The 14,833-nt window shown below is 45.1% G+C and carries 15 protein-coding genes and 1 tRNA gene; 12 read left to right on the forward strand and 4 right to left on the reverse strand.

All coding sequences use genetic code 11. The features are described from left to right. Window positions 1–203 precede the first annotated feature (203 nt). The 7 genes from R8269_RS19085 (at window position 204) to rnd (ending at window position 7,697) form a co-directional block, all read left to right on the forward strand. Window positions 204–2,144, forward strand: a complete 1,941-nt coding sequence (locus R8269_RS19085; RefSeq protein ID WP_005382210.1) for an ATP-dependent DNA helicase — start codon at window positions 204–206, stop codon at window positions 2,142–2,144. A 29-nt stretch (window positions 2,145–2,173) separates the two neighbouring features. Beyond that, window positions 2,174–2,875, forward strand: a complete 702-nt coding sequence (gene tsaB, locus R8269_RS19090) for a tRNA (adenosine(37)-N6)-threonylcarbamoyltransferase complex dimerization subunit type 1 TsaB (RefSeq protein WP_017819943.1) — start codon at window positions 2,174–2,176, stop codon at window positions 2,873–2,875. A 60-nt stretch (window positions 2,876–2,935) separates the two neighbouring features. Further along, on the forward strand, window positions 2,936–3,241 hold the full coding sequence (locus R8269_RS19095) for a hypothetical protein (protein ID WP_017819942.1): 306 nt from the start codon (window positions 2,936–2,938) through the stop codon (window positions 3,239–3,241). 41 nt (window positions 3,242–3,282) lie between these two features. After that, window positions 3,283–3,840 carry a Slp family lipoprotein gene (locus R8269_RS19100; RefSeq protein ID WP_005382214.1) on the forward strand — a complete coding sequence of 186 codons (558 nt, stop codon included), beginning with the start codon at window positions 3,283–3,285 and terminating at the stop codon, window positions 3,838–3,840. 6 nt (window positions 3,841–3,846) lie between these two features. Next, on the forward strand, window positions 3,847–4,701 hold the full coding sequence (locus R8269_RS19105) for an alpha/beta fold hydrolase (RefSeq protein ID WP_005382215.1): 855 nt from the start codon (window positions 3,847–3,849) through the stop codon (window positions 4,699–4,701). 106 nt (window positions 4,702–4,807) lie between these two features. Further along, a complete protein-coding gene (gene fadD, locus R8269_RS19110) occupies window positions 4,808–6,499 on the forward strand; it encodes a long-chain-fatty-acid--CoA ligase FadD (protein ID WP_005382216.1) in 1,692 nt (563 codons plus the stop codon). Window positions 6,500–6,578: 79 nt separating this feature from the next. Continuing rightward, window positions 6,579–7,697, forward strand: coding sequence for a ribonuclease D (rnd, locus tag R8269_RS19115; RefSeq protein ID WP_031777213.1), 1,119 nt, complete (start codon window positions 6,579–6,581; stop codon window positions 7,695–7,697). A 77-nt stretch (window positions 7,698–7,774) separates the two neighbouring features. Here rnd and minE read toward each other — a convergent pair whose 3' ends face one another. The 3 genes from minE to minC are packed head-to-tail and all read right to left on the reverse strand — an operon-like array spanning window position 7,775 to window position 9,533. Further along, window positions 7,775–8,038, reverse strand: coding sequence for a cell division topological specificity factor MinE (gene minE / locus R8269_RS19120; RefSeq protein ID WP_005388332.1), 264 nt, complete (start codon window positions 8,036–8,038; stop codon window positions 7,775–7,777). 2 nt (window positions 8,039–8,040) lie between these two features. Continuing rightward, window positions 8,041–8,853: a septum site-determining protein MinD gene (gene minD, locus R8269_RS19125; protein WP_005388331.1), complete on the reverse strand. Its 813-nt coding sequence runs from the start codon at window positions 8,851–8,853 to the stop codon at window positions 8,041–8,043. 17 nt (window positions 8,854–8,870) lie between these two features. Continuing rightward, complete coding sequence (minC, locus tag R8269_RS19130; RefSeq protein ID WP_005382304.1) at window positions 8,871–9,533, reverse strand: septum site-determining protein MinC; 663 nt, start codon at window positions 9,531–9,533, stop codon at window positions 8,871–8,873. Window positions 9,534–9,730: 197 nt separating this feature from the next. Between minC and R8269_RS19135 the strand changes: the two genes are divergently transcribed. The 4 genes from R8269_RS19135 to R8269_RS19150 all read left to right on the forward strand — a co-directional run bounded on the left by R8269_RS19135 (window position 9,731) and on the right by R8269_RS19150 (window position 13,522). Beyond that, complete coding sequence (locus R8269_RS19135; RefSeq protein ID WP_005382303.1) at window positions 9,731–10,012, forward strand: YcgL domain-containing protein; 282 nt, start codon at window positions 9,731–9,733, stop codon at window positions 10,010–10,012. 48 nt (window positions 10,013–10,060) lie between these two features. Next, window positions 10,061–11,032, forward strand: a complete 972-nt coding sequence (locus tag R8269_RS19140) for a lytic transglycosylase domain-containing protein (protein WP_005388330.1) — start codon at window positions 10,061–10,063, stop codon at window positions 11,030–11,032. A gap of 88 nt (window positions 11,033–11,120) precedes the next feature. After that, window positions 11,121–12,065 (forward strand): LysR family transcriptional regulator, encoded by a 945-nt coding sequence (locus tag R8269_RS19145; protein WP_064376301.1) that lies wholly within the window; start codon window positions 11,121–11,123, stop codon window positions 12,063–12,065. Between the two features lie 257 nt (window positions 12,066–12,322). Then, window positions 12,323–13,522, forward strand: a complete 1,200-nt coding sequence (locus R8269_RS19150) for a NupC/NupG family nucleoside CNT transporter (protein ID WP_005382298.1) — start codon at window positions 12,323–12,325, stop codon at window positions 13,520–13,522. 68 nt (window positions 13,523–13,590) lie between these two features. Here the strand turns inward: R8269_RS19150 and folD are convergent, their stop codons facing one another. Then, the gene (gene folD / locus R8269_RS19155; protein ID WP_005382297.1) at window positions 13,591–14,451 is read right to left on the reverse strand and encodes a bifunctional methylenetetrahydrofolate dehydrogenase/methenyltetrahydrofolate cyclohydrolase FolD; all 861 of its coding nucleotides are present in this window, start codon (window positions 14,449–14,451) and stop codon (window positions 13,591–13,593) included. A 203-nt stretch (window positions 14,452–14,654) separates the two neighbouring features. On the opposite strand from folD, the gene R8269_RS19160 reads away from it, so the two are divergent. Continuing rightward, window positions 14,655–14,731: transfer RNA gene (locus tag R8269_RS19160), tRNA-Arg, on the forward strand. The last annotated feature ends 102 nt before the right edge of the window (window positions 14,732–14,833 follow it).

A 14,833-nucleotide genomic window follows, 5' to 3' on the forward strand; every position in this document is an offset into this window, starting at 1 on the left:
ATGCATTAATATTTTAGCGTACGAATTTGTTATTATTCCCTGGCGGGTGTAACTGTACTGCCATGTTTCACCATAAATAATCTATTCTTACGTTGGTTTCAACAAAATATCCGCGTGTCGCCGCAAGCTGGTCAGATTGTGGGCTGATGTCACTCCTATTCCTCTGATATACTCTCGATAATTTTTCAAACTCAATACCAAGCATGATCGCAAAAACTTTTTCCTCTGATGGCGCGTTAGGTAAGGCCATTCCTGGCTTTCAAGCTCGTCAGCCACAAATCGATATGGCGGAAGCCGTCAGCAGTGCGATCAAAGATCAAACCCAGTTGGTGGTGGAGGCAGGAACCGGAACCGGTAAGACCTTCGCCTACTTAGTCCCTGCGCTGTTAAGCGGTAAAAAAGTGATCATCAGTACAGGCTCGAAAAACTTGCAAGAGCAGTTGTACCATCGTGACTTACCGCTCATGGTCAATGCGCTTGGTTTTTATGGCCAAGTGGCGTTATTAAAAGGGCGTTCTAATTATCTGTGTTTGGATCGTTTGAGCCGCCAAATGGTCGAAAGCCACACTAATGAATCTGACCCGACGTTATTAACTCAACTGGTTAAAGTGCGTGCTTGGTCATCAGAAACCAAAACAGGTGACCTTGGTGATTGTGATGATCTGCCAGAAGACAGCATGATCATTCCGACTATCACCTCAACCAATGATAACTGTTTAGGTAAAGAATGTCCGAGCTACACTGATTGCTTTGTATTGAAAGCGCGTAAGCGAGCCATGGATTCCGACATTGTTGTAGTGAACCATCACTTGTTTCTTGCTGATTTAGCGATCAAAGAAACAGGATTCGGTGAACTGATTCCAGAAGCCGATGTGTTTATTTTTGATGAAGCTCATCAGTTGCCAGATATTGCGAGCGAATATTTCGGCCAGTCAGTTTCAAGCCGCCAAATTCACGATCTTGCCAAAGACATTGAAATAGCCTATCGCACCGAAGCCAAAGATATGCGTCAATTGCAAAAAGTGGGCGACAAACTCATGCAAAGCGCAATGGACATGCGGATTGTATTGGGTGAGCCAGGCTTTCGTGGCAACTGGCGTGAGGCGTTGCAATCAGGTTCTATTAAGCGAGAATTATTGCGCTTAACTGACAGCCTCGAATTGGCGATTGATGTACTCAAAATAGCCTTAGGGCGCAGTCAATTACTGGATACCGCCTTTGAACGAGCAAATTTGATCAAAGGCCGTATCGACCGGGTATGTGATGTCGATATTACCGGTTACTCATACTGGTACGATACCTCGCCTCGTCATTTCGCTCTGCACATTACGCCTCTTTCTGTCGCGGACAAGTTCCATGAGCAAATAGAGATTAAACAAGGCGCTTGGATTTTCACGTCAGCAACCCTAGCCGTATCGGGCGATTTCAAGCACTTTACTGAGCGCCTTGGCCTCAAGCCTACAAAGCAATTTTCTCTGCCGTCCCCCTTTGATTATCAAAAGCAAGCGCGCCTTTGTGTGCCAAGGTATTTGCCAGAGCCAAACAGTAACGGCTTAGCGGATAAGTTAGTCCGAATGCTTGCTCCGGTGATTGAAGAAAATGATGGTCGCTGCTTCTTTTTATGTACCTCGCACAGCATGATGCGTGAACTAGGTGAGAAGTTCCGAGAAGTACTTGAGCTGCCTGTGTTAATGCAAGGGGAGATGAGTAAGCAGAAAACCTTGGCGGAGTTTATGGAACTGGGTAACGCTTTACTCGTGGCGACGGGCGCTTTCTGGGAAGGGATTGATGTTAGAGGTGATGCGCTGAGCTGTGTTATTATCGACAAATTACCGTTTACCGCCCCTGACGATCCGTTACTCAAAGCCCGTATCGAGGATTGTCGATTACGTGGCGGTGAACCATTTGCTGAAGTACAAATCCCGGATGCAGTGATTACGTTAAAGCAGGGAGTCGGGCGATTAATTCGAGATCAGAAGGATCACGGTGCGTTGATCATTTGTGATAATCGCCTCGTCACGCGAGACTATGGTGGTATTTTCCTCGGAAGTCTACCACCTATCCCAAGGACGCGAGACTTAGATGGAATCAAAGCATTCCTGAAAGCAGAACAATCTGTCACAGACGCAAGTGCTGAGGCATAACCCAATAAATGAGAGTTGTAGAGAGTTAAATGAGCGCAAAAATTCTTGCTATCGATACAGCGACTGAAAACTGTTCAGTTGCGTTGTTGGCTAATGATCAAGTGATTTCACGTAGCGCGGTTGCACCACGCGATCACACCAAAAAAGTACTGCCAATGGTTGATGAAGTACTCAAAGAAGCTGGCCTGACTCTACAAGAGCTGGATGCGTTAGCGTTTGGACGTGGTCCAGGTAGCTTTACTGGCGTTCGTATCGGTATTGGTATCGCACAAGGTTTGGCGTTCGGTGCTGACTTACCTATGATCGGCGTTTCAACGCTGGCTGCAATGGCTCAAGGTAGCTATCGCTTACATGGTGTGACCGATGTCGCTGTGGCTATTGACGCACGTATGGGTGAAGTTTACTGGGCACGTTACACTCGCCAAGCAAACGGTGAGTGGGCAGAGATGGATGCAGAGTGCGTAATTCCACCAGCACGTCTCGTTGAAGAAGCACAAGCAGACGACAAAACGTGGACGACAGCAGGTACTGGTTGGGATGCTTACCAAGAAGTATTAGCAGACCTACCGTTTAATTTGACGCATAGTGACGTTCTGTACCCTGATTCACAAGACATCGTGATTCTTGCTGAACAAGAATTTAAAAAGGGTAATACCGTGCCGGTCGAAGATTCGAGCCCTGTTTATTTACGTGATAATGTGACATGGAAAAAACTTCCTGGTCGCGAATAGTCCGTTTTTCATTAACCTGACAAAAAGCAGGGCGTTTGCCCTGTATTTTTATGGAGTGCTATGGCGTCGATTAATGGCTTGCCTCCTTCTTTGATTCCCGGTGCAAATCGCACTCATAAAGCCAGTCAAAAGAAGCAGGTAAATAAATCACAAACAAAGCAGCCTGTAGGTCAGCCTTCAAAGGTTGCTAACGCCGTGGCGCACTCCATAAAACACGTGGATGAGTCCCAAATTCACCGAGCTCAAGTGCAATATGACCTTCCTGAAGGGGGCGCACGTAAAGCAATGGAGCAGTACATGGATGTCATGAATCGAGCTAAAAAAGAGGAACTGGCTCAATTACTTGGTGTCGATATTTACGTGTGAGATCTCCCCAGCTTGGGGTTACTAATATTGAAAGGTGGTTTATGAAGGTTTTTGGACGGTTTTTTCTCGCATTATTTGCTACGGTTGGTTTGTCTGCGTGTAGCTCTTTGCCAGAGGAGCTAAATGCAAGCACAGAATTGGTCGTTACAGACTATAAAGCGTTTGCTGAGTCTCAGGGGCAAGTGAGTGAAGATGTTCGCCTTGGTGGAATCATCGCTAAAGTGGATAACTTTAAAGATAAAACGCGTCTAGAGATTGTAAACCTTCCTATCAGTAAGTCTGGTAAACCTGATATTGATGAAGAGCCTACGGGGCGTTTTGTCGCCTATTTTGATGGCTATTTAGAGCCTGTCGCCTTTAGTGAAGGCCGTTTGGTGACGGTTGTAGGCAAAGGAGCAGGGGAAGAAGAAGGAAAGATCGGTGAGCACGGTTACATCTTCCCAGTAATTAAGGGGGAAGGGTACCGTTTATGGAAAATTGAAGAACGTGTACGCATGTATGACTCGCCAACCTACTTTTACCCATGTTACTCGATTAACTGCCGCATGTGGCGTAATGATTTCCCGCAAGACGGTAAAGTGATAAAACAGGTCAAATAATCTGCGATGCATGAGCGTCAATTCGAGCTTCCTGCCGGCAAAATGGCAGCCCTTGAGATAGGGAACGAGAAAACGGCTGACTTGTCAGTCGTTTTTCTTCATGGGTGGTTAGATAATGCGGGCAGCTTTAAAGCGCTCATGGAGCAGTTGAATCAACTTAATCCTCACTTACACCTCCTCGCCATCGATCATTTTGGTCACGGTTTATCGAGTCATAAATCTCACGATAATTATTACCCCTTTCACGACTATATTGCCGATTTGTATCAGTTTTTGGACGAATTATCACCAAACAGACTGATATTAGTAGGGCATTCACTTGGTGCTTTAATCGCAAGTTGCTATAGTGCAGCGTTTCCAGAGCAGGTCGAAGCTCTTGTGCAAATTGAGGGAGCAGGACCTCTTCATGAGGATCCTACTAACAGTTTGCCTCGTCTTCGCGATGGCGTTTTAAGTCGAATAAGACAGCAAAACAAGCCAGAGCGAGCCATTGCCTCCTTCGATCTGGCGTTAAAATTACGCATGCAAGCCAACCAATTAACCGCTGAGCAACTTCTACCGATAGTCGAGCGTGGAACAGAGCAGCGAGGAGATAAATGGTATTGGCGGCATGACGCCAAGTTAAAATGTGCGTCGCTTTACCGAATGGCGCAAGCGCATGCTAACTCGATTACCAGCCAAATACGTTGTCCTCATTTGATTGTATTAGGCGATCAAGGATTTCAGAATTTACCATCTAACCAAGCTGATTGGGGAGAGAACCCACCGCAAGTGGTTTCTGTCAAGGGTGGTCATCACTGTCATTTAGAGCAAATACTCGAGGTCGCAACGCGAATTCTTGGTGTAGTTAACAAAATTTAAACAAGTGTTTGAGAGTTGCGTGCTCAAGCACGTTCGCTGTGCTGTAATAGCTTTCAAAATAAAAAGGACGCTATTTTTTAGCCAGTTATAAACGAGGAGTAACATCGTGGATAAACCATGGCTTTCACGTTATCCAAGTGACGTACCTGAAACCATTAATCCAGAGCAATATGAGTCTTTGGTAGAAATGTTTGAACAGTCTGTACAAAAATATGCAGACCAACCAGCATTCATGAACATGGGCTCGGTTATGACCTTCCGTAAATTGGAAGAGCGTAGTCGCGCATTCGCAGCGTATCTGCAAAACGAGTTAAAACTGCAAAAGGGTGACCGCGTTGCTCTGATGATGCCAAACTTACTGCAATACCCAGTAGCATTATTTGGTATTTTGCGTGCAGGTTGTATCGCCGTAAACGTTAACCCACTTTACACTCCTCGTGAACTTGAACACCAATTGAATGACTCAGGTGCGACGACGATTGTGATTGTGTCTAACTTTGCGAATACGCTAGAACAAATCGTCGATAAAACACCAGTCAAACACGTAGTGTTAACCAGTCTTGGTCAAATGCTGCCACGAGCGAAAGGTACGATTGTCGATTTTGTCGTGAAGTACGTTAAGGGCATGGTGCCTAAGTACGATTTACCTGGTGCAATCTCAATGCGTCAGGCTCTACGTAAAGGTCGTCGTCTACAATACGTTAAACCGTTTATGTCTGGGGATGACATTGCATTCCTGCAATATACGGGGGGGACGACAGGTGTCGCGAAAGGCGCGATTCTGACTCACCGCAACATGATTGCGAACGTTCTACAGGCAAAAGGCGCGTACGGACCGGTTTTATCTCCGGGGCGTGAATTAGTCGTGACAGCATTACCGCTGTATCACGTATTTGCTCTTACCGTAAACTGTCTGCTGTTTGTTGAAATGGGTGGTCGTAACTTACTTATTACCAACCCTAGAGATATTCCAGGGTTCGTGAAAGAGCTACAAAAGCATCCGTTTACTGCGATTACGGGCGTGAATACCTTATTTAATGCATTGGTCAATAATGAAGATTTCCACGAGTTGGATTTCAGTAATCTACGTTTAGCCGTTGGCGGCGGCATGGCAGTGCAGCGCTCAGTGGCAGAAAGATGGCAAAAGACCACGGGTTGCTATTTGCTCGAAGGTTACGGTCTAACAGAGTGTTCTCCGTTGGTGGCGGCATATCCGCATGATCTTGTTGAATACAATGGCTCTATTGGTCTGCCGGTACCATCAACAGAAGTTCGTATCGTGGACGAAGAAGGTAACGCTCTTGCGAATACTGAAACTGGCGAACTTCAAGTTCGTGGTCCTCAGGTTATGCAAGGTTACTGGCAACGACCTGAAGCAACGAAAGATACGATTAACGAAGACGGCTGGCTATCAACTGGCGACATCGTTAAGTTCGATGACGAAGGCTTCCTGCATATCGTTGACCGTAAGAAAGACATGATCTTAGTATCAGGCTTTAATGTTTACCCGAACGAAATCGAAGACGTTGTAGCACTTCACGGCAAAGTACTTGAAGTTGCTGCTATTGGTCAGCCGCATGAAGTGTCTGGTGAATTAGTGAAGATTTATGTCGTGAAACGCGATCCGAGCTTGACCAAAGACGAAGTGATCGCGCATTGTCGAGAACACTTAACTGGCTACAAAGTTCCGAAGTTGGTTGAGTTCCGCGAAGACTTACCTAAAACCAATGTCGGTAAGATCTTGCGTCGTGTTTTACGCGAAGAGAATGACGCTGAACTTGCGAAGAAAAGCGCATAAGCCGATTTCGTCGAGTCGAGAGATTTAAAAAATGATAGAATGCCAGCGTTTTGCTGGCATTTTTTATAGCGAGAAGTATGTGAACTATCAAATTATTACTAAAAACAAAGACCTAGAAGAGGTTTGCACTCATGCCCGAGAGGCAGACGTAGTGATGTTGGATACCGAATTCGTTCGTATTCGCACTTTCTACCCGCAGTTAGGTCTGATTCAGCTTTTCGATGGTAATCGCCTCTCGCTGATTGATCCGACTGAATTAACGGATATGACGCCGTTTGTAGCGCTATTAAAAGATACTTCTGTGCTAAAAGTGCTGCACGCATGTGGTGAAGATTTAGAAGTTTTCCAAAACGCTTTTGGTTGTACACCATTCCCTATGGTGGATACGCAGCTGATGGCCGCTTTTCTCGGTCACGGCTTATCGACAGGCTTCGCATCGCTGGTGGAAGAATATTTAGGCGTAGAGCTCGACAAAAGTGAATCACGTACCGACTGGATGGCTCGTCCACTGACACAAAAGCAATTAGATTATGCTGCCGCAGATGTTCATTACTTGTTACCGTTATACGAAAAGCTGTTTGATAAGGTGACGCAAGCAGGTTGGTGGGAAGCTGTACAGCAAGAAAGTGATTTACTCGTTTCGAAACGTATTCGCGTAACTAATGAAGAGAATGCCTACCTTGATATTAAGGGCGCTTGGCAATTAAAACCTTCTGAGCTAGCGATTTTAAAGCCATTGGCGACGTGGCGTTATCGTGAAGCAATCAAACGAGATTTAGCGCTGAACTTTATCTTCAAAGAAGGTGATCTATTAACGGTCGCTCGTCTTGGTTTAACGAACTTTAAGAAGATGGAAGCAGAAGATATTGATATCCGAGCGATTAACCGCCATGGCGCGAAGATTGCCGCGATTGTTAAGCAAGCGAAGCAAACACCTTCTGAAGAGTATCCTGCGAAAATTGAGCGTTTAATGGACTATCCGGGTTACAAGCAGGTCTTCAAAAATATGAAAGACTTGGTGAAATCGGCTTCGCAGAAGTCAGGTTTAGCCACGGAGTTCCTTGCCTCTAAAAAGCAGATCAATCAGTTGATCAGTTGGGTTTGGAAAAAAGATCGTGACCCAGAAGTATTGCCTGATTTGATGCAAGGGTGGCGTTTGGATTTACTCGGCGACAAGATGAACAAAGCATTAAAGTAATGAAAGATGAAAAAGGTTGGCCTCGATGCCAACCTTTTTCGTTCTAATTAGAGTATTCGTCTTGCGAGAGAAACTGATTACTTTTCTTCGTCTGGTAGCTTCACATTTAGCTCAAGAACTGAGATATCGTCGTCTTTGTGCTCAAATGTTAAGTCAACCATATTTGGATCAATTGCCACGTACTTGCTGATCACCTTCAAGATGTCTTCTTTTAATTGAGGCAAGTAAGACGGCGCAGGATCATTTTGGCTGCGGCGCTCTGCGACAATGATTTGCAAACGCTCTTTAGCTAGATTCGCAGAAGTTTTCTTCTGTGGACGGAAAAATTCTAATAATGACATGTCTAGCCTCCAAAGAGTCGTTTAAAGAGTCCTTTCTTCTCCTCAGTAAGGAAACGAAATTCAACCTGATTGCCTAATAAGCGATCAACGGTGTCAGAATAAGCCATACCCGCATCGGTGTTATCGTCAAAAGTGACTGGCACACCTTTGTTTGACGCGTTAAGCACGGCTTGGCTTTCTGGAATCACGCCCAGTAGTGGAATATGTAAGATCTCCTCAACGTCTTCAACGCTTAGCATTTCGCCTTGAGTGACGCGAGATGGGTTGTAGCGAGTCAGTAACAGATGCTGTTTTACTGGCTCTAGCCCTTGTTCTGCACGCAGTGACTTAGAATCTAAAATACCGAGAATGCGGTCAGAGTCACGCACAGAAGAGACTTCTGGGTTCGTTGTGACAATGGCTTCATCGGCATAGTACAAGGCCATTAACGCGCCTTGCTCGATACCTGCTGGTGAATCACAAATAATGAAATCAAAGCCCATTTCATCAAGTTCGCCGAATACGCGCTGAACACCATCTTTTGTCAGTGCGTCTTTATCACGAGTTTGAGAAGCAGGAAGAATAAATAGGTTGTCCGTGCGCTTATCTTTGATCAGCGCTTGGTTTAATGTCGCTTCGCCGTTAATGACGTTTACAAAGTCATACACGACGCGGCGCTCACAGCCCATGATTAGATCGAGGTTACGCAAACCGATGTCAAAATCGATCACCGCGGTCTTTTTTCCCTTAAGAGCTAGACCAGAGGCGATGGCTGCGCTTGAAGTGGTTTTACCAACGCCACCTTTACCAGACGTTACTACAATAATGCGTGCCATTTTTTTTCCTTTTTAGATTAAATCGCGAGAACTTCTAAATGTAATGATTCATCGGCTTTACTGATCATTACTTTCTTTTGCCAGTACTCGCTTTCAATTTGATCGCTTAACCAGTAGTCACCCGCAATGGATACCAGTTCTGCTTGTAAATCGTGGCAAATAATACGCGCTTCCTGCTGACCACTTGCTCCTGCAATCGCACGACCTCGAAGTGTGCCATGGATATGAATAGAGCCGTCAGCAATGACTTCAGCACCTGCACTGACGTGCGCCAGCACCACCAAATCACCATCTTTTGCGTAGATCTGTTGTCCTGAGCGGACAGGCGTACGAACTACTTTCGTTGGTGCCATTTTGGCAGGTGCTTGGCTTGGTGATTTGCTCGCCGACATAATGGCGAAGCCAGCTTCGGAAGCAAGGTTTTGTACACGCTTGTCTTTACAGCCCGTTACACCGACCGGAATAAAACCAGCATCTGAGATGCCTTGTTTAAGCTTAGGGAAATCAATGTCGCCTTGTACTTTTGCTATATTGATTACCAAAGGCGCGGATGCAAAAAAAGAAGGTGCTTGAGAAACTTTTTCTTGCAAAAATTCGACAGTCTTTGCGATCTCATTGTCAGAAAGGTGTAAAACTGACAATGTAAAACTGCTACCTTTAAGGTCTGGTGAATGGGTCATCGTGGACTTCTTGCCTTTATTGAAAGAGCGTTGCCTTAAACTAGGTATGTCATGTTATATTTCATCCTTTGACGCAGCAAGTTCTCTCGTGGGCAAATAGGTGAATTAATCTCAAATTTGCTATTAAGTTTGCGAGAATTTGACGTTTTCAACCTAATCCGCACTCAACGCGGCTAAATCAGCATAAAAGGCGTGTCATGCTTTGTTCTATTTATAAAAGCTCGAAAAAAGAAGGTACTTATCTCTATATTCCGAAAAAGGATGATTTTTCACAGGTTCCTGACACCTTAATGCAGATGTTCGGTAAGCCTATCGCTGTCATGACGATTAAACTTGATGGCCGTAAATTGGCACAAGTTGATATCGAAAAAGTGAAGGCTTCATTACAAAATGATGGCTTCTTTCTTCAGGTTCCACCGCCGCCGGAGAACCTATTAGAAAAGTACAAAGAACAAAAAGCCCAGCAGAAAGGCGAATAACGTCATCGTTTTTCATCTGGGATTTCTGCCTTGCTCAAGGAGGGCAATATGAAAAAAATACTGGCTACCATGCTTAGCGTTGGTATGTGTACCTCGGCTTTTGCTAGTAGCGAGGGTTTTGATGAATACTTGAATAAGCTGCGTGCTGAAGCTCGTGATAAAGGTATCTCAGAGCAGGTCATTAGTGCTGCTTTTGCTAATGTTGAGTACAAGCCCCGAGCAGTAAAAGCGGACCGAAACCAACCAGAAAAGAAACTGACATTGGATGAGTACATTCCTCGCGCGGTGCCTGAATGGAAGGTGAAGCAAGCCAGACAACTCTACAAAGAGCATTACACTGAGCTAAAGCGTATAGGCGATGAGTACGGTGTCCACCCGCGCTTTATTGTGGCACTTTGGGGAGTTGAAAGTAACTTTGGTAAGTTTACCGGCAACTTTAAAGTGATTGATGCACTATCCACAATGGCATTTGAAGGCCGTCGTGAAGAGTTTTTCCGTAAAGAGACCATGTCGGCACTTCAGATCCTCGATCAAGGCCATATTGAGCTAGAGAACTTTAAAGGCTCATGGGCTGGTGCGATGGGTCAATGCCAGTTTATGCCAAGCTCTTTCCTTCGTTTTGCTGCTGACGGCAACGGTGATGGTAAAAAAGACATATGGCAATCTGAAGCGGACGTGTTTGCATCAACCGCTAACTATTTGAGCAAGTCTGGTTGGGATGATAAATATACTTGGGGTCGCCAAGTTAAGGTTCCTAAAAATATTGATCGCAGCCTAGAAGGGCGCACGGCTGAAAAAGGCAAATACCTTCAAGAGTGGAGCCAATTAGGTATCACAAAATATGACGGTAGCCCGTTGCCAAAACTGGATGAAGACATCAAAGCATGGTTGATCATGCCGGACGACGAGAATGGTCGTACGTATCTGGTTTACAATAACTACAACGTATTGATGAAGTGGAACCGCTCTTACTACTTCGCACTTGCTGTGAGTCACTTGGCTGACCGCATTAAATACTGATCTGCCATCAAACAATTTGGCATCCAGTCTTCAATACAAGGGCTCTTCGGAGCCCTTTGTTTTTTCTATAACCAAATCGAGGTAAAGCGTGTTATCTGAACGTGCCGCACAAATGGTGATTTTCTCCGCTCTTCTTAAACACAAAAGCTTCACAGCTGCTGCAAAGAGCTTAGGCGTGTCGGTGTCTCATGTGAGTAAACAGTTGAGTCAGTTAGAAGCGTCTCTTGGTATCAAGCTTGTTCAACGCACTACGCGAAGCTTTACGCCGACAGAGGCAGGGAAAACCTTTTTTCATCACTGTGAGCAAGTGGTACAAGCGGTGAGCAGCGCCACATTAGAGATGGAAACCCAGCGGGATGAAGTAGCAGGTTTGGTACGTCTTGGGTTGTCGCAATCATTTGGTACCTTACACATTATTCCAGCGATTCAAGAGTTACGCGAACTGTATCCTCAACTTCAAGTGGAAGTACATCTGTTTGACTATAAGGTCGATATGTTAGCCGAAGGGCTCGATTTATGGGTAACCAACAACGAGCATTTGCCTGAAGGTTACATTGCGCAGCGTTTGACGGATTGCCAGTTTGTTGTTGCGGCATCGCCAGATTACTTATTGAAACATGACACGCCAACAGAACCGGATGACCTATCTGCTCACAACTGCCTCATATACAGAAGCTGGGAGCGTGACTATACGGGGTGGGCGTTTACCAAAGATCAGAAAGAATTGAACGTAAAAGTCTCGGGTAACTATTCAGTGGATCTGGCAGAAGCCGTCCGGGATGCGGCTATTGCAGGTTGGGGTATTGCCTACCTTGCCACTTACTTGCTGGGTGATGAGTTCAGAACGGGTAAGTTAATACAGCTGTTACCTGACTGGAAAGCTAGCCAGTCGATGCCGTTTTATGCGGTATACCCAAGCCGCCAACATATGCCAAAAAAAATATCCGCAGTGATTAACTTTATCAAACAGAAGATCGGCAACCCTTGTCATTGGGACCAACGTTTAGCACCTTACATCTCTATTCCTAAATAACAGGATCAATGACGTTGTAGAACGACACATAAAGTGATTCACTTCACAAAAATTTTTCCTGAACCAGAAACATATTTTCCATATGGAAACAATTAAAATAAGCAAACGTTTATCTTCAATAAATTCAAGTGGTTATTTTATTGGTCAGTTATTGGTCTCTTAAACTTTTCACACTGTTAACATCCTCAACTTGCAGCATTTTGAGTCCGCTATACAATCCGGTGCCTTCCATATCCCCCTTCCGTCGGATTCATTTTATGAACTCAATTATTGGTATCGTAGCCATACTATTCCTAGCATGGCTACTTTCTACAAATAGAAAAAATATAAAGCTGAGAACGGTGTCGTTTGCGTTTGCTTTGCAGGTACTGTTTGCGTTGTTGGTTTTATATGTACCAGCAGGAAGAGATGCGCTGAATTCAGTGAGCAGTGTTGTGTCGAATTTGATCAACTATGGTCAAGAGGGCATTGCGTTTTTATTCGGTAATTTGGCGACAGGGGGCTTCACCTTTGCGATCAATGTTCTGGGTATCATCGTTTTCTTCTCCTCTCTTATCTCAGGTCTTTATCACATTGGTGTGATGCCAAAAATCATTAACTTTATCGGTGGTGGTATTCAAAAGCTGCTGGGTATCGGTCGTGCTGAGTCTTTGTCTGCTACGGCGAATATCTTTGTTGGTACCATTGAAGCACCATTAATGGTAAAGCCTTACCTAAAACACATGACTGACTCGCAGTTCTTTGCAGTTATGACAGGTGGTTTAGCGTCAGTTGCTGGCGGAACGTTGGTTGGTTACGCATCACTGGGTGTCGACCTCAACTATCTTATTGCTGCTGCATTTATGTCGGCACCTGCCGGCTTGTTGATGGCAAAAATTTTAATGCCAGAAGATACGGATAAAGCAGCAGATATCGACATTAGCCAAGTTGAAATTCCACGTGCAACCAACGTAGTAGAAGCATTAGCCGATGGTGCCATGGCGGGTGTACGCATTGCTGTATCGGTCGGTGGTACGTTACTGGCGTTTATTAGTGTCATTGCAATGCTAAACGGCATGTTAGGCTGGATAGGTGATCTTATTGGGACCCCCTTAAGTTTTGAGCTCATCCTAGGTTTTGTGTTTGCGCCAGTCGCTTGGTTGTTGGGTATACCATGGCAAGAGGCAACCACAGCAGGCTCGCTGATTGGTAACAAGATTGTGGTGAATGAGTTCGTCGCTTTCATCCAGCTTGCAGAAGTGAAGTCTCAACTTAGTGAACACTCACAAGCAATCGTGACGTTTGCTTTGTGTGGCTTTGCAAACATCTCAAGCATGGCGATGCTGATTGGTGGGTTGGGCTCTTTGGTACCAGAAAAGCGTGCATTTGTTTCTAAGCATGGTTTCCGTGCGATTATCGCTGGTGTCATGGCGAACTTAATGAGCGCTTCGATTGCGGGCGTGATTTTAAGTCTGTAATTGAAATAGATATCAACAATTAGCAAAAAGGCTCCTTGCGGAGCCTTTTTCGTATCTGAAGTTTTACGTTATTTGTCTGTGTGGAACTGTTCGCAAGCGAGCATCGTGTTCTCAATTAAACTTGCGACGGTCATTGGGCCAACGCCACCAGGAACAGGAGTAATAAAGCTCGCACTTTCACGTGCTTTGTCGTATTCCACGTCGCCAACTAGTTTGCCTGAGTCAAGACGGTTAATACCGACATCGACCACCACTGCGCCTTTTTTAATCCACTCACCAGGGATGAAGTTAGGCTTACCAACCGCAACCACGACAACGTCAGCTTGACGCACATGACTCTCTAGGTCTTTGGTAAAACGGTGACATGTTGTTGTTGTGCAGCCCGCAAGCAGCAGCTCAAGTGTCATTGGACGACCAACAATGTTTGATGCACCAACCACAACCGCATGTTTACCACGTAGCTCAATGTTGTAACGGTCGAGTAGGGTAATGATGCCCTTTGGCGTGCAAGAGCGAAGCTTTGGAATACGTTGCGCAAGACGGCCAACGTTATAAGGGTGGAAGCCATCCACGTCCTTCTCTGGGTGAATGCGCTCTAAAACATGTGTTGTGTCTATGCCTGCAGGAAGGGGTAATTGCACTAGAATGCCGTCAATTTCATCATCGTTGTTTAATTCATCAATCAGAGCTAGTAACTCTTCTTCTGAGCTAGACGCAGGAAGGTCAAAAGACTTAGAAACAAACCCAACTTCTTCACATGCGCGGCGTTTGCTACCGACATAAACCTGAGAAGCAGGATCTTCACCAACTAGAACCACTGCTAAACCAGGAGCACGTAGCCCAGCTTCAACACGTGCTTTAACACGTGCAGCCACTTCGGATCGAACAGTTTGGGAAATGAGAGTTCCGTCTATATTTTGAGCAGTCATGACTTTCCTTATAAATTAAGAAGGCAGATTATCTGCGGCGCATTGTCGCAGAATTTCTTATTAACATCCATACGCAAACGTTTGCTTTGTGGTGTTTTTGAACATTAAGCGTTTTAATGGACTTTTTTTAGGCATTCAGATCAGAATGTTATGAAAACCCGTTGATTTACCCGTTTGAACTCGTATAATCCTGTCCCTGTAGCGCGCCCTTAGCTCAGCTGGATAGAGCACGTCCCTTCTAAGGATGTGGTCATTGGTTCGAATCCAATAGGGCGTGCCATTTATTCAAAAGCCTCGATAACTCTTTGAGTTGTCGGGGCTTTGTCGTTTTTAGGTTTTTGGCTGTAATTGCCACTCTATCTACAACTTTTGAATGGCATTC

This window comes from Vibrio sp. Vb0667 (assembly GCF_033391095.1).